General features: G+C 57.5%; 17 protein-coding genes. 4 read left to right on the forward strand and 13 right to left on the reverse strand.

Annotation, left to right across the window (positions count from 1 at the left end; translation table 11 throughout):
• The first annotated feature begins 1 nt into the window (after position 1).
• Entirely contained in the window at positions 2-1,165 is a 1,164-nt protein-coding gene (gene fadA / locus DTA24_RS26920) for an acetyl-CoA C-acyltransferase FadA (protein WP_043875960.1), read from the forward strand.
• A gap of 106 nt (positions 1,166-1,271) precedes the next feature.
• Here the strand turns inward: fadA and fre are convergent, their stop codons facing one another.
• Together fre and ubiD are read right to left on the reverse strand one after the other, a co-directional pair.
• On the reverse strand, positions 1,272-1,973 hold the full coding sequence (gene fre, locus DTA24_RS26925) for an NAD(P)H-flavin reductase (RefSeq protein ID WP_008807928.1): 702 nt from the start codon (positions 1,971-1,973) through the stop codon (positions 1,272-1,274).
• 55 nt (positions 1,974-2,028) lie between these two features.
• On the reverse strand, positions 2,029-3,498 hold the full coding sequence (ubiD, locus tag DTA24_RS26930) for a 4-hydroxy-3-polyprenylbenzoate decarboxylase (protein WP_008807929.1): 1,470 nt from the start codon (positions 3,496-3,498) through the stop codon (positions 2,029-2,031).
• 178 nt (positions 3,499-3,676) lie between these two features.
• Between ubiD and rfaH the strand changes: the two genes are divergently transcribed.
• On the forward strand, positions 3,677-4,165 hold the full coding sequence (rfaH, locus tag DTA24_RS26935; RefSeq protein ID WP_008807930.1) for a transcription/translation regulatory transformer protein RfaH: 489 nt from the start codon (positions 3,677-3,679) through the stop codon (positions 4,163-4,165).
• Here rfaH and tatD read toward each other — a convergent pair.
• From tatD to udp, 9 genes are all read right to left on the reverse strand, one after another.
• Entirely contained in the window at positions 4,162-4,965 is an 804-nt protein-coding gene (tatD, locus tag DTA24_RS26940; RefSeq protein ID WP_164481358.1) for a 3'-5' ssDNA/RNA exonuclease TatD, read from the reverse strand. The genes rfaH and tatD overlap by 4 nt on opposite strands.
• Positions 4,966-4,997: 32 nt before the next feature.
• Entirely contained in the window at positions 4,998-5,777 is a 780-nt protein-coding gene (tatC, locus tag DTA24_RS26945) for a Sec-independent protein translocase subunit TatC (protein ID WP_004886745.1), read from the reverse strand.
• A 2-nt stretch (positions 5,778-5,779) separates the two neighbouring features.
• On the reverse strand, positions 5,780-6,316 hold the full coding sequence (tatB, locus tag DTA24_RS26950; protein ID WP_123837144.1) for a Sec-independent protein translocase protein TatB: 537 nt from the start codon (positions 6,314-6,316) through the stop codon (positions 5,780-5,782).
• Positions 6,317-6,319: 3 nt separating this feature from the next.
• Entirely contained in the window at positions 6,320-6,571 is a 252-nt protein-coding gene (gene tatA, locus DTA24_RS26955) for a Sec-independent protein translocase subunit TatA (RefSeq protein WP_002883425.1), read from the reverse strand.
• A gap of 129 nt (positions 6,572-6,700) precedes the next feature.
• Entirely contained in the window at positions 6,701-8,341 is a 1,641-nt protein-coding gene (gene ubiB / locus DTA24_RS26960) for a ubiquinone biosynthesis regulatory protein kinase UbiB (RefSeq protein WP_012543220.1), read from the reverse strand.
• Positions 8,338-8,943 (reverse strand): ubiquinone biosynthesis protein UbiJ, encoded by a 606-nt coding sequence (gene ubiJ, locus DTA24_RS26965; protein ID WP_008807934.1) that lies wholly within the window; start codon positions 8,941-8,943, stop codon positions 8,338-8,340. Before ubiJ ends, ubiB begins: the two co-directional genes overlap by 4 nt.
• A gap of 13 nt (positions 8,944-8,956) precedes the next feature.
• Complete coding sequence (gene ubiE, locus DTA24_RS26970; protein WP_008807935.1) at positions 8,957-9,712, reverse strand: bifunctional demethylmenaquinone methyltransferase/2-methoxy-6-polyprenyl-1,4-benzoquinol methylase UbiE; 756 nt, start codon at positions 9,710-9,712, stop codon at positions 8,957-8,959.
• A 70-nt stretch (positions 9,713-9,782) separates the two neighbouring features.
• Positions 9,783-11,231: a DNA recombination protein RmuC gene (gene rmuC / locus DTA24_RS26975; RefSeq protein ID WP_012969184.1), complete on the reverse strand. Its 1,449-nt coding sequence runs from the start codon at positions 11,229-11,231 to the stop codon at positions 9,783-9,785.
• A 135-nt stretch (positions 11,232-11,366) separates the two neighbouring features.
• Positions 11,367-12,128: a uridine phosphorylase gene (udp, locus tag DTA24_RS26980; RefSeq protein ID WP_002883419.1), complete on the reverse strand. Its 762-nt coding sequence runs from the start codon at positions 12,126-12,128 to the stop codon at positions 11,367-11,369.
• A 272-nt stretch (positions 12,129-12,400) separates the two neighbouring features.
• Between udp and DTA24_RS26985 the strand changes: the two genes are divergently transcribed.
• Positions 12,401-13,213 carry a dienelactone hydrolase family protein gene (locus DTA24_RS26985; protein WP_123837145.1) on the forward strand — a complete coding sequence of 271 codons (813 nt, stop codon included), beginning with the start codon at positions 12,401-12,403 and terminating at the stop codon, positions 13,211-13,213.
• Between the two features lie 58 nt (positions 13,214-13,271).
• Here the strand turns inward: DTA24_RS26985 and metE are convergent, their stop codons facing one another.
• Positions 13,272-15,536, reverse strand: coding sequence for a 5-methyltetrahydropteroyltriglutamate--homocysteine S-methyltransferase (gene metE, locus DTA24_RS26990; protein WP_123837146.1), 2,265 nt, complete (start codon positions 15,534-15,536; stop codon positions 13,272-13,274).
• Between the two features lie 247 nt (positions 15,537-15,783).
• Between metE and metR the strand changes: the two genes are divergently transcribed.
• Positions 15,784-16,737 (forward strand): HTH-type transcriptional regulator MetR, encoded by a 954-nt coding sequence (metR, locus tag DTA24_RS26995; protein WP_023296876.1) that lies wholly within the window; start codon positions 15,784-15,786, stop codon positions 16,735-16,737.
• Here the strand turns inward: metR and DTA24_RS27000 are convergent.
• Positions 16,625-17,524, reverse strand: a complete 900-nt coding sequence (locus DTA24_RS27000; RefSeq protein WP_044613221.1) for a carboxylate/amino acid/amine transporter — start codon at positions 17,522-17,524, stop codon at positions 16,625-16,627. The two genes, metR and DTA24_RS27000, sit on opposite strands and share 113 nt — an antisense overlap.
• Positions 17,525-17,574: the final 50 nt, after the last annotated feature.

The following is a 17,574-nucleotide window of genomic DNA, read 5'->3' on the forward strand; positions in this document are numbered from 1 at the left end:
AATGGAACAGGTTGTCATTGTCGATGCAATTCGCACCCCGATGGGCCGTTCGAAGGGCGGCGCCTTTCGCCACGTGCGTGCGGAAGACCTCTCAGCGCACCTGATGCGTAGCCTGCTTTCGCGTAACCCGTCGCTTGAGGCGAGCGCGATTGACGATATTTACTGGGGCTGCGTGCAACAAACGCTGGAGCAGGGTTTCAACATTGCGCGTAACGCCGCGCTGCTGGCAGAAATCCCGCACTCGGTACCGGCGACGACGGTTAACCGTCTGTGCGGTTCCTCCATGCAGGCGCTGCACGATGCGGCCCGTATGATCATGACCGGCGATGCCAGCGTCTGCCTGATTGGCGGCGTTGAGCACATGGGCCATGTGCCAATGAGCCACGGTGTCGATTTCCATCCGGGCCTCAGCCGTAATGTGGCGAAAGCCGCCGGCATGATGGGGCTGACCGCGGAAATGCTGGCGCGTCTGCACGGCATCAGCCGCGAAATGCAGGATCAGTTCGCCGCACGCTCTCACGCTCGCGCCTGGGCGGCGACGCAATCAGGCGCCTTCAAAGCCGAGATTATCCCGACCGGTGGCCACGATGCCGATGGCGTACTGAAGTCTTTTAACTATGACGAAGTGATCCGCCCGGAAACCACCGTTGAAGCGCTGGCGGCGCTGAGACCGGCATTTGATCCGGTGACCGGCACGGTAACGGCAGGTACCTCTTCCGCCCTTTCCGACGGCGCGGCGGCAATGCTGCTGATGAGCGAAAGCCGCGCCCGCGAGCTGGGGCTGAAGCCGCGCGCTCGCGTCCGTTCGATGGCGGTGGTCGGCTGCGATCCGTCCATTATGGGTTATGGCCCGGTTCCGGCCTCAAAGCTGGCGCTGAAAAAAGCGGGCTTATCCACCAGCGATATCGACGTCTTTGAAATGAATGAAGCGTTTGCCGCGCAGATCCTGCCGTGTATTAAAGATCTGGGCTTAATGGAGCAGATTGACGAGAAGATCAACCTCAACGGCGGCGCGATCGCGCTCGGACATCCGCTGGGCTGCTCCGGGGCGCGCATTAGCACCACGTTGATCAATCAGATGGAACGCAAAGACGCTCAGTTCGGTCTGGCGACCATGTGTATCGGTTTAGGTCAGGGTATTGCCACTGTGTTTGAGCGGATTTAATCGAAGGGTTATCTCAACGCCATTGCGACCAGAAGCAGGCAGCAATGGCGAAGAGAGCAGGTTTAGTTGCCGTTCTTCCCGCCTGTCAGGGGCGGGTTTTTTATTTTCAGATAAACGCAAACGCATCGCCAAACAGGCGATCTTCACGCGCGCCGCGTTCGTTGCAGAACAGGTCGCGGGCAATCTTGGCCATCTCAAAACGACCGGCAATGTAGATATCATGCTCGGCCAGCGTGCCGTAATCCTGTAGCACGGCAGTCAGTACCGTACCGGAACGACCGCGCCACCCTTCTTCCGGTTGCTCGACCACCGGCTCGATGCGCAGATTCGGATGCTTGATGCTTAACGCTTCCAGCTCGGCCAGATCGTACAAATGCTTAGCCTCGCGGCCGCCCCAATAAATGGCGATATCGCGATCCGGGTTACGCGCCAGCGCGGTTAACAGAATAGAACGCACATAAGAGAATCCGGTACCGCCGGCGATCAGAATCAGCGGGCGATCTTCGTCATCGCGCAGCCACGCTTCGCCATGCGGAATATCAACCTCAATTTCACGCTCTTTCAGAATGCGATCCATCACCGCCATCGCATACAGATTGAGTTCAGAAGCACCGATATGCAGCTCGATAAACTCGTGCTCTGACGGCGTGGAAGCCATAGAGAACGGACGCTTGTCGCGCTCATCCATCACTACCATCAGATACTGGCCGGCGCGGAAAGAGAATGCCGCTTCCGGTACTAATCGAACGCGATACACGGTATCGGTAATCGCCTCCACCGAGGTCACTTTACAGCTTAAGGTTGTCATGCGTCCCCTCTGTCGGGTCTATAGAGCAAAACAGCGGCGTTAGCCCCGCTTACTGTTATTTAAAGATGGCCAGTTCATCCCAGATGGCGTCGATGCGCGCCGTCACCTGAGGATCTTTTTTGATTGGACGACCCCATTCACGCTGGGTTTCGCCAGGCCATTTATTTGTGGCATCCAGCCCCATTTTTGAACCCAGGCCGGAAACCGGCGAGGCAAAATCCAGATAATCTATTGGCGTATTTTCTACCAGTACCGTATCACGAGCCGGGTCCATACGGGTAGTAATCGCCCAAATCACGTCGTTCCAGTCGCGTGCGTTGACGTCGTCATCGCATACGATCACGAATTTGGTATACATGAACTGGCGCAGGAATGACCAGACGCCCATCATCACGCGCTTGGCATGGCCCGCGTACTGTTTTTTCATGGTCACCACCGCCAGGCGATAGGAACACCCTTCCGGCGGCAGATAAAAGTCGACGATTTCCGGGAACTGCTTTTGCAGAATCGGCACAAAGACTTCGTTCAGCGCCACGCCCAGCACCGCAGGTTCATCCGGCGGACGACCGGTATAGGTCGAATGATAAATCGCGTCTTCGCGCTGGGTAATGTGGGTTACCGTAAACACCGGGAAGCTATCCACTTCATTGTAGTAGCCAGTATGATCGCCATACGGGCCTTCCGGCGCCATCTCACCGGCCTCAATGTAACCTTCGAGCACAATTTCCGCGCTGGCCGGGACTTCAAGGTCATTGGAAACGCACTTCACCACTTCGGTCTTGGTGCCGCGCAGCAAGCCTGCGAAAGCATATTCCGACAAGGTATCGGGCACCGGCGTCACCGCGCCAAGAATGGTTGCCGGATCGGCGCCAAGCGCCACGGAAACCGGGAAGCGCTCGCCGGGATGCGCCGCGCACCACTCCTGGAAATCGAGCGCGCCGCCGCGGTGGGATAACCAACGCATGATGAGTTTATTTTTACCGATCAGCTGCTGGCGATAAATTCCCAGGTTCTGCCGCTCTTTGTGCGGCCCGCGGGTCACCGTCAGCCCCCAGGTGATCAGCGGCGCGGCATCTTCCGGCCAGCAGGTCATAATCGGGATTTTATTCAGGTCGACGTCATCGCCCTGGATGATTTTTTGTTGGCAGGGCGCACCGCGCAGGCGTTTGGTCGGCATATTCAGCACTTGCTTGAACTGCGGCAGCTTATCAAACAGATCGCGGAAGCCTTTTGGCGGTTCCGGCTCTTTCAGAAAGGCCAATAGCTTCCCGACTTCCCGTAGCGAACTGACGTCTTCCTGCCCCATCCCTAGCGCCACACGACGCGGCGTGCCAAACAGATTGCACAGCACCGGCATCGAGTAGCCTTTCGGGTTTTCAAACAGCAGCGCCGGGCCACCGGCACGCAGGGTCCGGTCGGCAATTTCGGTGATTTCCAGGTGAGGATCGACCGGCAGAGTGATACGTTTTAGTTCGCCCTGTTGTTCCAGGAGTGTCAGAAAGTCGCGAAGATCGTGGTATTTCATGAAAGTGTTATTGACCTCTCTACAGGCGGCTAATTATACGGTGTTCGACGGCGCGATGCTGTAATTTTGTTAAATTAGCGTGAAAGAACGCTGAAATTTGGATTTCAATTATAATGGCTTTCGCGATTACACCAGCCATTTGTTATGCTTGCCGTTATTAGAAGTGGAATGAGTCATTATGCAAGCCTGGTACTTACTGTATTGCAAACGTGGGCAGCTACAACGAGCCCAGGAACATCTGGAACGTCAGTCAGTTAACTGCCTGATGCCGACGATTGCGCTGGAAAAAATCATTCGCGGTAAACGCACCATGGTCAGCGAACCGCTGTTCCCGAACTACCTGTTTATTGAGTTCGATCCAGAGGTGATTCATACCACTACCATCAGCGCCACCCGCGGGGTTAACAACTTCGTGCGCTTTGGCGCCCTGCCCGCTGTCGTTCCCTCGGCGGTGATTCATCAGCTCTCTATATACAAACCGGAAGGCATTACCGACCCGGAAACGCCGCATGAGGGCGATAGCGTGCTAATCACCGACGGCGCGTTCGAAGGCTTACAGGCTATCTTCACCGAGCCGGACGGCGAAGCTCGTTCTATGTTGCTGTTAAACCTGCTGAATAAGCAAGTCCTGCAGAGCGTTAAAAATACCGACTTCCAGAAAATCTAAACGCCGTTAACGTCGATGCCAAACAGCGTCCTGACGTTTGCGTCCGTTTGCGCCTCCAGCCATTGCGTCTCTTCGCCCCGCCAGCTCGCGACGCTGGCCAGGATATGCGGCAAATACGCGGGCTCGTTACGCCGCGAGGCCGGTCTCGGCTTGAGGTCGCGCGGCAGCAGATAAGGCGCATCGGTCTCCAGCAGCAGACGTTCCGCCGGGATCGCCGGCAGCAGCTCGCGCAGCTCCAGTCCCCGCCGCTCATCGCATACCCAACCGGTAATACCGATAAACAGGCCCAGATCCAGGCACTCCTGCACCTCGCTGCGGCTGCCGGTAAAGCAGTGCAGCACCGCGCCCGGGATCTTCTCAAGCCAGGGTTTAAGCAACGCCAGAAACCGGTCGTGAGCGTCGCGGCAGTGTAAAAACACCGGCATCGCCAGCTCAGCGGCCAGCGCCAGCTGGGCGCTGAACGCTGCCTCCTGCTCCTGCGGCGTGGAGAAATTACGGTTAAAATCCAGACCGCACTCACCTATCGCCACCACCTGTGGCTCGCGGGCGAGGGTATAAATCGCCTCGGCGACCGCTGGCGACCAGCTGCTGCCGTCATGGGGATGAACCCCCGCCGTGGACCAGCAGCCGGAATAATGGCTCGCCATTCTCTGGGCCTGCTGGCTCTCCGGCAAATTTGTGCCGGTCAGCAGCATGCCGTGAACCCCCGCCGCCCGGGCGCGCGCCACCACCTCATCATGGTCGCGGGAAAACTGCGAACTGGTGAGATTAACGCCGATATCAAACATGATCGCTCCCATATGACAACCGCCCTGACGGGCGGTTGGCGGTATTACTCTTCTCTGTGCTCCGCGGCTTCAGCTTCGGCCGCAGCGTCGTCATCACGCGTCAGGCGCTTCCCGGTGTAGAAGCGGGCGAAGAACACCCCGACTTCAAACAGACAGTACATCGGAATGGCCAGCAGCGTCTGCGAGAATACGTCCGGCGGCGTCAGCAGCATACCCACCACGAAGGCGCCCACCAGGACATACGGCCGTTTTTTGCGCAGCTCTTCCGGCGTGGTAACGCCCATCCAGCAGAGCAGCACAATGGCGACCGGTACCTCAAAAGAGACCCCGAAAGCCATAAACAGCGCCATCACGAAGTCGAGATAGCTGCGGATATCGGTCGAGACCAGCACCCCCTCTGGGGCAGCATGGGTCAGGAAGCCGAACGCCAGCGGAAACACGACAAAATAAGCGAAAGCCATGCCGATATAGAACAGCAGCGTACTGGATACCAGTAAAGGCACCACCAGCCGGCGCTCGTGCTTATACAGCGCCGGCGCGACGAAGGCCCATACCTGGTAAAGAATAATCGGCACTGACAGGATCACCGACACCATGAAGGTCAGCTTTATCGGCGTAAAGAAAGGTGAAGCGACATCAGTAGCGATCATCGTCGCGCCCACCGGCATCTTGCTGATAAGCGGGGCCGAGACCAGCTGGTAGATATCATTGGCGAAATAGACCAGCGCCAGGAAGATCACCAGAATAGCAATGATGCTGTTGAGCAGACGCTTGCGCAGCTCAATCAGATGCGAAATTAGCGGTTGTGTATCGTCTACGCCCATGTTTACGGTTTATCACTCGATGCGGGGGAAGAATGAGGGGCTGCCGCCGTAGCGGATGTTTTCTCTGCCGGAAGTTCAGCCGGTGAAGCGGGTTGCTCATCGACGACAGGTTCCGGCGCATGAGCCGGAGCGCTGGCCTGATGTTCTGCCGTCGCCGGCGTGACGTCCTGGCGCTGCGCTTCACTGCCTTTCACCACCGGATTAAGGATAGTATTGGCTTCGTCGCTGGCCTTTTCAGGATCGTGGGCGCTATAGGAGCGCTTCATCGACTCCGCGGCCTCGCGCAGTTCATCCATGGAGGCTTTCAGCTCCGGCGTCAGGTTATTCAGGCTGGCCTTTTCCACCTTCTTGAGGCTCTCCTGGAACTCCTGCAGTTTTAGCTCCTGGGCCAGCTCATTTTGTACCGTGGTCGCCAGCGAGCGTAGCGTACGGATCCAGCCAACCACCGTTTTAACCGCGACGGGAAGCCGCTGTGGCCCCAGAACAATGAGGCCAATCACAAACACCAGCAGTAGTTCACTAAAACCAATATCGAACACGAGTTACACCTGCTCTTTGTCGTGGCGTTTTGTCTCGTCTTTTTTTGCATCATCCTGTTTATCGGCGATGGTTTTCGCCGTGAAATCTGCGTCTGGCGCCGACTTTTCGGGTTTATCATCATCACTCATGGCTTTTTTAAAGCCTTTGATAGATGCCCCTAAGTCTGACCCCAGTGAGCTCAGCTTCTTCGTCCCAAAAAGCAGAACTACGATGACGACAACAATTAATAACTGCCAAATACTGATACCACCCATACACGTTCCCCTATGACAGATGATGAATTATGTGGACGCATTATACACGCCATCCTGCGAGCCGCCTCTTCGTCAGGCCGCCGGCATGATTTTGCGCAAATAAGCCTGCGTCATGAAGAGGCGAACCGATCAGTGGGTTTTCCGCCAGCCAATCAGCCAGGTCACCACACCGCCGGCCATCAACCAGCCGGGCATCATTCCCCACTCAGGGCGATGGATAAAGAGCAGCGTACCACTGAGCAATAAAACCGCGCCTATACCAAACAGATAACGGGATTGGCCCTGGCGCACATGACGCACATGCATATCCCGCACGATGGTATCGACGCTGGTCTGCAGCTGTTTGCTCTGCTGCAGGCTCTGATACACCAGCTCAGGTATTTCAGGCATTCTTTCGATCCAGAACGGCGCTTTGTCTTTAAACGCGCGCACCAGCGCCGGAATGCCGACCTGATCTTTGATCCACGACTCAAGGAAAGGCTTCGCCGTTTTCCACAAGTCTAACTGAGGATAGAGCTGCCGGCCTACCCCTTCTACGTAAAGTAATGTCTTCTGTAGTAAAACGAGCTGCGGCTGGACTTCCATATTGAAACGCCGCGCGGTATTGAACAGATTAAGCAGCACGTGGCCGAAGGAGATCTCCGCCAGCGGCTTCTCAAAGATCGGCTCGCAGACCGTGCGGATCGCGAACTCAAACTCTTCGACATTCGTATCGGGCGGTACCCAACCGGAATCGACGTGCAGCTCAGCCACCTTACGATAATCGCGGTTAAAGAAGGCGATAAAGTTTTCCGCCAGATAGCGCTTATCTTCTTTGTTCAGCGAGCCGACAATACCGCAGTCGATGCCGATATACTGCGGATCTTCCGGGTGCTCGTAGCTGACGAATATGTTGCCAGGGTGCATATCGGCATGAAAGAAGCTGTCGCGGAACACCTGGGTAAAGAAGACCTGCACGCCCCGCTCCGCCAGCAGCTGCATGTTGGTCCCCTGGGCCTCCAGCGCCTCCACGTCGGACACCGGGATACCGTAGATGCGCTCCATCACCATCATACTTTCGCTGCAGTAGTCGGGGTACACCTCCGGCACGTACAGCATCGGACTATCTTCGAAATTACGCCGCAGCTGAATGGCGTTGGCGGATTCCCGCAACAGGTTCAGCTCGTCCAGCAGCGTTTTTTCATATTCGCGAACCACCTCCTGCGGGCGCAGACGGCGGCCGTCAGGCAGCAGACGCGGTACCCAGCGAGCCAGGCGGTAGATGAGCTTCATGTCCGCTTTAATGATCGGCAAAATATCCGGGCGGATAACCTTGATCACCACCTCTTTGCCATTCTCTTTCAGACGTGCGGTATGCACCTGGGCGATGGACGCCGAGGCTAACGGCTCTACGGAGAAATCATCAAACCAGGCGTCCACCGGCAGGCCCCCCATCGCTTTCTCTATCTGCTGCTGCGCGAGCTTTCCTTCAAAGGGCGCTACGCGGTCCTGCAACAGCGCCAGCTGATCGGCAATATGCGGCGGGAAGAGATCCCGGCGGGTGGAAAGCATCTGGCCAAATTTAATCCACACCGGCCCCAGCTCCTGAAGCGCCAGGCGCAGACGAGTGCCAAGGGGTTGGTCTTGATGACGATTTGGCATCCAGAACAGCATCCGCCGCCAGATACGCAGCGGCAGCGTGAGACGAATTTTGGGGATGAGCTCATCGAGCCCGTAGCTCAAAAAGGTGTGGATGATGAAATACAGGCGCCGTAATTCTCCTGGCGTCATTTGCCCTCCAGCGTTTCCAGCCGTTTTTCCAGTGCGGCCAGCGCGCGTTCAATAGCCGTCGTTTCTTCCGCAAACCATGCCAGCTCCAGCGGCCCCGGTGCCAGTCGCCACTCTTCAGTGATCGCTTCTGCGACATAGCGCTGCTGGCGCTGCGCGCCTTTCAGTAAAAACTGAGCGCCGCCGCGGAGGACTTTGCCAACGCCTTCAGCCACGATATCGCCAGTATAAGGCGCCAGCAGTTCAGCGGGATCGAACTCCGCCAGATCGCACAGGGAGACCATATTCTGCACCACCTGCAGATCGCCCTGCACTTCCAGATCTCCGCTACGGATAAGCGCCGTGAGCTGCTGACGATTACGCAGTTTGGGCAGCACGCTGAGCCGGGTAATCACAGTGCAGTCGGCCTCTCCCTCCCAGGCGCTCAGGACATCAACCTGGCGTTCGCTGAACGCCAGTACGATCGGGGTGGAGAAGTCCTGCAGTTGAACTCGCAATACCTTACCCAGCAGGCGCTGACGAGCGGGTTTTAGCGCCTTGTCACGCCAGAGAAAAGTATTCAGCGCCGTCTCAATGCTAGCGGTCACCAGGGGTGTGAAAGGCATAGCGTCCCTCCTGTCAGAACTTGTAACCGCGATGCAAGGCAACGATACCCGCCGTCAGGTTGTGGTAGTCGACACTTTCAAAACCTGCATCCTGCATCATCCCTTTCAGGGTTTCCTGATCCGGGTGCATACGGATAGATTCTGCCAGGTAGCGATAGCTGTCGCCGTCTTTTGCCACCAGTTCCCCCACCTTCGGCAGGATATGGAAGGAGTAAGCGTCGTAGGCTTTGCTGAGCGGTTCGATAATCGGTTTAGAAAACTCCAGCACCAGCAGACGTCCGCCCGGCTTCAGCACGCGGTACATCGAACGCAGCGCTTTTTCTTTATCGGTAACGTTACGCAGACCGAAAGAGATGGTGATGCAGTCAAAGGTGTTATCAGCAAACGGCAGGGCTTCCGCGTTGGCCTGAACATACTCAACGTTGCCCACGATGCCGATATTACGCAGCTTTTCGCGGCCCATTTTGAGCATGGAATCATTGATATCAGCAAGCATGACGCGGCCGGTTTCTCCTACCAGACGGGAGAACTTGGCCGTCAAATCGCCGGTCCCCCCCGCCAGATCCAGCACGGTCTGCCCGCGACGTACGCCGCTGCAGTCGATGGTGAAACGCTTCCACAAACGATGGATACCAAACGACATCAAGTCGTTCATCACATCATACTTTGCCGCGACAGAATGGAATACATGCGCCACCATGTCCTGTTTCTGCTCTTTAGCGACCGTCTGAAAGCCAAAGTGCGTCGTTTCTTGTGAATCCTCAACCATCTCTATGCCTGCTTGCTTTTCAAGAAAATGTTCACTGAGTGTATCAGATTCAGCGCATTTCCCATACGTCTCAACGTGGCGGAGCCGCCTCCCGATTATGTAACGCCTCGGCAGAGTCGGCTGAAAATGCGTCATTTTCCGGGAGGTTATCCTCGTCTTCGAGACGATATTCATCGTCCTGGGCAGAGGCTTGTTCGACTAAATCAGGATTTATCCCGCGCTTCACCTCCACCCCCAGGCCGCGAAAGGCTTCCGCCTGGGCCAGCAGATTCCCGCGCCCGGAAGCGAGCTTTTTCATCGCCTGGCGATAGTTCTCTTGCGCCTTATCCAGACTCTGGCCGATGGCGGACATATCATCCACAAACAGGCGCATTTTGTCGTAAAGGCGCCCCGCCCGCTCGGCGATCTTCTGCGCGTTGCGGCTCTGATGCTCATAGCGCCACAGATTGGCGATAGTACGCAGGGCTACCAGCAGCGTCGTCGGGCTGACCAGCATGATATTATTTTGCAACGCCTCGCTGATGAGCTCGGGCTGACGGTCGATGGCCACCAGGAACGCCGGCTCGACGGGAATAAACATCAGCACGTAGTCGAGAGAGCGCAGCCCCGGCAGCTGTTGATAATCCTTGCGTCCCAGCAGGCGAATATGGTTTCGCACCGAGGCAAGATGTTCCTGCAGCGCGACTTCGCGGGTGTAGTCGTCTTCGGCGTTGAAATAGCGCTCATAGGCGACCAGGGTCATTTTGGCGTCTATCACCACGTCCTTGCCCTGCGGCAGGCGGACAATGACGTCAGGCTGCATCCGCGAGCGGTTATCGGTCTCGATACTGACCTGGGTCTGGTACTCATAGCCTTCGCGCAGGCCGGAGGCCTCCAGCACGCGGGTTAAGACCACTTCCCCCCAGTTGCCCTGGGTTTTGTTATCACCTTTCAGCGCTTTCGTCAGGTTCAGTGCCTCCTGCGCCATCTGCGCGTTCAGCTGCTGAAGATTGCGGATCTCATGCGCCAGGGTGTGCCTTTCCCGCGCCTCCTGGCCAAAGCTCTCCTGCACCTGGCGGCGGAACCCGTCGAGCTGTTCGCGCAGCGGGGTCAGCAGACCATGCAGACTCAGGCGGTTTTGCTCATCGACGCGCCGGTTGCTGTGTTCGAAAATGCGGTTGGCGAGGTTTTCAAACTGCTCGCTCAGGCGCTGCTCGCTGTTAACCATCTGACGGATCTTATCTTCCGCATGCAGCTGGGTGGATTCGAGCCGGGTGGTGACCTCACGCAGATCGGCCTCCAGCGAGGTATTGATATCCCGCAGACTGCGCAGCTCATTGTTCAGCAGCTCACACTCCTCACGCCAGTGGGCCTCCTGCACCAGCTGCTGACGGGCGGCGCTCAGCTCAATATCCAGCTCTCGCCGCTCCTCAATGAGATCGGCCCGGATTTGGTCGGCGCGCGCTTTGGTTGCCAGCCAGCCGACCATTAACCCGGCAGCCAGTGCGATAACCGCGCTGATAATGATTGAGAGATCCACGACGCCCCCTGCGATAACCTGATGGCACAAAATAGAATTGTGCTGTACAAACGTCCAGTTTAAAAGGGATTTCCTGCGAGGAGCAACGCAAAAAAGAAAGGCCGGAGGACCCGGCCTGACAGAGAAGGGGTTGAATTACAGCAGACGACGCGCCGCTTCCACGACGATTTTGACCGCGTGGCTTTCGGTTTGCTTCATGGTTTCGGCGTTAGGGATCTCTTGCTGGGTACGGTTCACAATAACCCCGGCGACCATCCCGGCACGCAGGCCCTGGCTGGCGCACATGGTCAGCAGCGTGGCGGATTCCATTTCATAGTTCATCACGCCCATTGCCTGCCACTCTTCCATTGAGCCCTTGAAGCGGCTCACCACGCGGCCGGAGAAGGTGTCGTAACGCTCCTGGCCTGGGTAGAAGGTATCCGAAGAGGCGGTCACGCCGATATGGGTGGTGGCACCAATAGATTTCGCCGCTTCCACCAGCGCGGTGGTGCAGGCGAAGTCTGCGACGGCCGGGAACTCCATCGGCGCGAAGTGCAGGCTGGCGCCGTCCAGGCGAACGGAAGCGGTCGTAACCAGCACATCGCCAACGTTAATGTGCGGTTGAATCGCGCCGGTGGTGCCGATACGCAGGAAGGTACGCACGCCCAGCTGCGCCAGCTCTTCCACGGCGATAGAAGTCGACGGGCCGCCGATGCCGGTGGAGCAGACGATCACCGGTTTGCCGTCCAGCTCCGCGCGCCAGGAGGTAAATTCGCGGTGGGATGCCAGCTTAACCGGCTTATCCATCAGCGCGGCGATCTTTTCCACACGCTCCGGATCGCCAGGGACGATAGCCAGCGTAGCCCCTTGTAAATCGTTCTTGGTGAGGCCGAGATGAAAAACATCAGACTTGGACATAAAAAACTCCTCTGTGGGTCGAATTATCAGCAGAAGCAAAACGGTACTGTACAGAAGCCCCTGGCAACATTTTGTGATGATAGTCACCAAGACCAATAATGATTGCAGTTGTTTTTCAGTAAATAGTGATACGCATCACATTAACAAGTTATATTCATCGTCACAGAACAAAAGATAGCCGCTTTCAGGCACTGTGCTTTATTACCGCCCGAACTAAAGGTAAAGGGTCTATAGTTATTGATGCGCTAATAAATAAGGGTACGGAGAATACCATGACCACCACCAAGCAACCTGGATTCGCACCTGCAGCTTCACCATACGCCGCCACCGCCGTTCATACGCCGGAAGAGCATATTATCGCCGGAGAGACGTCTATTCCCTCTCAGGGTGAAAACATGCCGGCCTACCACGCCCGCCCGAAAAATGCCGACGGTCCGCTGCCGATCGTTATCGTGGTACAGGAAATTTTCGGCGTGCATGAGCATATTCGCGATCTTTGTCGCCGCCTGGCGCAGGAAGGCTATCTGGCTATTGCGCCTGAATTGTACTTCCGTCAGGGCGATCCGAATGAGTACCACGATATCCCGACCCTGTTCAAAGAGCTGGTTACCAAGGTGCCGGACGCGCAGGTGCTGGCGGATCTCGACCATGTCGCCAGCTGGGCGGCGCGCCACGGCGGCGATGCCCATCGTCTGCTAATCACCGGCTTCTGCTGGGGCGGACGCATTACCTGGCTGTATGCCGCGCATAACCCGCAGCTGAAGGCAGGCGTGGCCTGGTACGGCAAGCTGGTGGGAGAAAAATCGCTGAATTCACCGAAGCATCCGGTAGATATCGCGGTCGATCTCAACGCCCCGGTGCTTGGTCTGTACGGCGCTAAAGACGCCAGTATTCCACAGGACACCATCGAGACCATGCGTCAGGCGCTGCGGGCGGCCAACGCCACAGCGGAAATCGTGGTCTATCCCGAAGCCGATCATGCCTTTAACGCCGACTATCGCGCCAGCTATCATGAAGAGTCAGCCAAAGACGGCTGGCAGCGCATGCTCGCGTGGTTTGCTCAGTATGGCGGTAAAAAAGCATAATCACCCAATGCATGAAAAAAGGAGGCAAATGCCTCCTTTTTGATTTTTTGCGTAACGATCAGGCGGACTGGCGCAGGTTCTGCGCCGCTTGCACCATATTCGCCAGCGCGGCGCGGGTTTCCGGCCAGCCGCGAGTTTTCAGGCCGCAGTCCGGGTTAACCCACAGCCGCTCCGCCGGGATACGCTGCGCGGCTTTTGCCAGCAGCGCTTCTATCCACTCCACACTCGGCACGTTCGGCGAGTGAATATCATATACCCCCGGCCCGATCTCATTGGGATACTCGAACGCTTCGAACGACTCCAGCAGCTCCATATCGGACCGCGAGGTTTCAATGGTGATCACGTCGGCATCCAGCGCGGCAATGGAGTCCATGATGTCGTTGAACTCGCAATAGCACATGTGGGTGTGGATCTGAGTGTCGTCTTTGGCGACCGCAGCATTAAGGCGGAAGGCTTCCACACCCCACTGCAGATAGGCATCCCAGTCGCTGCGCTTCAGCGGTAACCCTTCGCGCAGCGCCGGCTCATCAATCTGGATGATGCCGATCCCCGCCGCTTCCAGATCCGCCACTTCATCACGCAGGGCCAGCGCAATCTGTTTCGCGATGGTTTCACGGCTGACATCTTCCCGCGGGAAGGACCAGCACAGAATGGTCACCGGTCCAGTGAGCATCCCTTTCACTGGCTTGTCGGTCAGCGACTGCGCGTACTTCGCCCAGTCGACGGTGATCGCCTGCGGACGGCTGACGTCGCCGATCACCACCGGCGGCTTCACGCAACGGGAACCATAGCTCTGCACCCAGCCGTTTTGCGTGAAGATAAAACCGTCCAGATGTTCACCGAAGTATTCCACCATGTCGTTCCGCTCGGCTTCTCCGTGCACCAGTACGTCTAAACCTAACCGCTCCTGCTCGACGATCGCCTGCTTAATATGTTCCGCAATCCCCGTCCGATAATGACTGGCGTCAAGGTTGCCCTTTTTGAAGTCCAGACGCAGACCGCGGATCTCCGTCGTTTGCGGGAATGACCCGATGGTGGTGGTCGGCCATTTCGGCAGGTTAAAGCGCTGGCGCTGTGCCTGCGCGCGAACCTCATAGGGGCTGGCACGCAGGCTGTCCTGAGCGGTGATCGCCGCCAGCCGTTTTTCCACTTCCGCGTTGTGCACGCGGGTCGAATGGCGACGGGCCTGGATTGGCGCGCTCCACTCGGTAATCGCCGCCGTATCGCCACTGTTCAGCGCATCGCGCAGCAGCGCCAGCTCGCCGCATTTCTGCAGCGCGAAGGCAAACCAGCTCTTCACTTCCGCATCAAGGCGCGTCTCCACGCTCAGATCGATCGGGCTATGCAGCAGAGAACAGGATGACGCGACCCAGAGGTCGCGTTTACCGACGAGGTCTTTAATTTGCGCATACTTTTCGGTGAGATCGGCGCGCCAGACGTTGCGCCCATTGATCAGACCCGCAGACAGCAGCCAGTCGGCCGGCAGGCGGTTGTGCAGTTCGGCAACATCATCTTTGCCGTGCACCAGATCGACGTGCAGCCCCTGGACCGGTAGCGCAGCAATGGTCGCGAGATTGTCACTAATGCCTTCAAAATAGGTGGTCAGCAGCAGTTTCACCTGGCCCTGCAGGGCGTCATAAGCCGGTTTAAAAGCCTCCAGCCACGCTGGCGGCAGCTCCAGCACCAGCGCCGGTTCATCAATCTGCACCCACTCGATGCCGCGCTTCGCCAGTTCGGCCAGCACCTGCTGGTAAACCGGCAGGATGGCATTCAGCAGGCTCAGACGGTCAAACGGTTCACCTTTCACTTTACCCAGCCACAGGTACGTTACCGGCCCCAGCAGTACGGGCTTGATCTTGTGGCCCAGCGCCAGCGCTTCGTCTACCTCATCCAGCAGTTGGGTCCAGGTCAGTTTGAACTGCTGGCCCTTCACGAACTCCGGCACCATGTAGTGATAGTTGGTGTTAAACCATTTGGTCATTTCCGCAGCGGCGGCCGGTTCGCCAGTCGGCGCACGGCCGCGGCCAATGCGGAACAGGGTATCGATATCGATGGATCCGTCTTTGTTCTGATGACGAGCTGGCACGTTGCCAAGCAGCAGGCTGGTAGTCAGAACATGGTCGTACCAGGCGAAATCCCCCACCGGCAGCAGATCAACGCCCGCCTGTTTCTGCTGCTCCCAGTGGCGGGCACGCAGCTCACGGCCTACTGTCAGCAGTTCCTCGCGAGTGGCGTTGCCCGCCCAGTAGCTCTCTTGCGCTTTTTTCAGCTCGCGGCGCAGGCCAACGCGAGGAAAACCGAGGGTGTGGTTAATAATTGTCATTTTTGTTCCTCTCTTATTTCATTGAATCTGAAGAAAAACTCTAAATAGTTCGGCTTGCAGGAAGGCGGCAACGATGCGCATCCCCAGGAGCTTACTGAAGTAAGTGACTGGGGTAAGCGAGGCAGCCAACGCATCTGCAAGTCGAAATATGACGAGTTTTAGACGTCCAGATGTTTACACATCCATAATTGACAGTTACTGTATATTCCTCAAGCGCAAATTGCTCATGGCGAAGTGAAGGACTTTCATGATCGAAATTAAACATCTGAAAACGCTGCAAGCGTTGCGGAACAGCGGTTCACTGGCGGGTGCGGCAGCGGCCCTGCACCAGACCCAGTCCGCCTTGTCTCACCAGTTCAGCGATCTGGAACAGCGCCTTGGCTTCCGTTTGTTTGTGCGTAAAAGCCAGCCACTACGCTTCACGCCGCAAGGGGAAATTCTGCTGCAGTTGGCCAATCAGGTGCTGCCGCAGATCGCTCGCGCCCTGCAGGACTGTAACGAACCACAGCAGACCCGGCTGCGCCTGGCTATCGAATGTCACAGCTGTATTCAGTGGCTGACGCCGGCGCTGGAGAATTTCCGCGCCCGCTGGCCGCACGTGGAGGTCGACTTCCATTCCGGAGTGACCTTCGACCCGCAGCCTGCGCTGCAGCAGGGCGAACTGGATCTGGTGATGACCTCTGATATCCTGCCGCGCAGCGGTCTGCACTACTCGCCGATGTTTGATTATGAGGTGCGTCTGGTGCTGGCGCCCGAGCACCCGTTAGCCATGAAGACCCTGATTACGCCAGAGGACCTGGCCGCGGAAACGCTGCTGATTTATCCCGTGCAGCGCGGGCGCCTCGATATCTGGCGCCATTTCCTGCAGCCGGCCGGCATCAGTCCCCAGCTGAAAAGCGTCGATAACACGCTGTTGCTGATCCAGATGGTGGCCGCAAGGATGGGCATCGCCGCGCTGCCGCACTGGGTGGTGGAAAGCTTTGAACGCCAGGGCCTGGTGGTCACCAAAACCCTGGGTGAGGGATTATGGAGCCGGTTGTACGCGGCCGTCCGCGATGGCGAACAGCGTCAACCGGTCACCGAAGCGTTTATTCGCTCTGCGCGGAACCACGCCTGCGATCATCTGCCGTTTGTCCGGAGTGCGGAGCGACCCAGCGGCGATGGACCCACAGCGAGGCCAGGATCACCAACGCTCCGCTAATAAAGCTCGGCCAGTGCGGCTGCTCCTGCCAGATGGCAAGGTTAACCAGTAGACCAGCGGGGACATGGACGTTGTTCATGATCCCCAGCGTGCCGGCATCCACCTGCGTGGCGCCATAGTTCCACATAAAGTAACCCAGCCCGGAAGCCACCACGCCAAGCCACACCAGCACGCTCCACTGCAGCGTGGTGGTCGGCAGCTTCTGGGAGTTGCCCAGCATAAACCACGCTGCCACCGCCACGATAAAGGCCCCGACATAAAACCAGGCAAAGGCATTGTGCTGCGGCATCGGACGTACCTCCATCAGGCGCTTGTAACCCACCATGCCGATAGCGAAGCAGAGGTTTGACAACTGCACCAGTAACAGCCCGGTCCAGAAATGATCGCTGACTTTGTCATAGCGGATAATCGCCGCCCCCAGCACCGCCAGCGCAGCACTCAACAGATAGCCCCAGCGCAGCTTACGTCCGCTGAGCAGGTCGTAGATCAGCGTGATATACAGCGGGGTAAACACGGTAAACAGCAGAAATTCCGAAACCGTCAGATAGAGATAGGCGCGGAAAGCCAGCAGATACATGATGCCAAGCTGCATCGCGCCCACCAGCATATAGAGCACGATCGTGCGCGGAGACTGGCCGCGCGTGCGCAGGAAAGGCAGGAACACCAGCGCCGCCAGGCCCACACGCATCAGCACCGAAAAATAGCTGTCGACGCTACCGGCAAGGTATTCGCCAATCAGGCTAAAAGAAAAGGCCCACAGGATAGTGGTGATAATTAACAGCGCCACAATGGTCGTCTCGTTGGATAAAGAACAGGCATTGTAGCGAAGAGTCAGGT

Source organism: Klebsiella sp. P1CD1 (assembly GCF_003790505.1).
In the GTDB taxonomy this organism is placed as follows: Bacteria; Pseudomonadota; Gammaproteobacteria; order Enterobacterales; family Enterobacteriaceae; genus Klebsiella; species Klebsiella variicola.

Coding starts and splice junctions, on each gene's coding strand:
- fadA (WP_043875960.1), top strand. CDS start 2: ATGGAACAGGTTGTCATTGTCGATGCAATTCGCACCCCGATGGGCCGT.
- fre (WP_008807928.1), bottom strand. CDS start 1,973: ATGACAACCTTAAGCTGTAAAGTGACCTCGGTGGAGGCGATTACCGAT.
- ubiD (WP_008807929.1), bottom strand. CDS start 3,498: ATGAAATACCACGATCTTCGCGACTTTCTGACACTCCTGGAACAACAG.
- rfaH (WP_008807930.1), top strand. CDS start 3,677: ATGCAAGCCTGGTACTTACTGTATTGCAAACGTGGGCAGCTACAACGA.
- tatD (WP_164481358.1), bottom strand. CDS start 4,965: ATGGGAGCGATCATGTTTGATATCGGCGTTAATCTCACCAGTTCGCAG.
- tatC (WP_004886745.1), bottom strand. CDS start 5,777: ATGGGCGTAGACGATACACAACCGCTAATTTCGCATCTGATTGAGCTG.
- tatA (WP_002883425.1), bottom strand. CDS start 6,571: ATGGGTGGTATCAGTATTTGGCAGTTATTAATTGTTGTCGTCATCGTA.
- ubiB (WP_012543220.1), bottom strand. CDS start 8,341: ATGACGCCAGGAGAATTACGGCGCCTGTATTTCATCATCCACACCTTT.
- ubiJ (WP_008807934.1), bottom strand. CDS start 8,943: ATGCCTTTCACACCCCTGGTGACCGCTAGCATTGAGACGGCGCTGAAT.
- ubiE (WP_008807935.1), bottom strand. CDS start 9,712: ATGGTTGAGGATTCACAAGAAACGACGCACTTTGGCTTTCAGACGGTC.
- udp (WP_002883419.1), bottom strand. CDS start 12,128: ATGTCCAAGTCTGATGTTTTTCATCTCGGCCTCACCAAGAACGATTTA.
- DTA24_RS26985 (WP_123837145.1), top strand. CDS start 12,401: ATGACCACCACCAAGCAACCTGGATTCGCACCTGCAGCTTCACCATAC.
- metE (WP_123837146.1), bottom strand. CDS start 15,536: ATGACAATTATTAACCACACCCTCGGTTTTCCTCGCGTTGGCCTGCGC.
- metR (WP_023296876.1), top strand. CDS start 15,784: ATGATCGAAATTAAACATCTGAAAACGCTGCAAGCGTTGCGGAACAGC.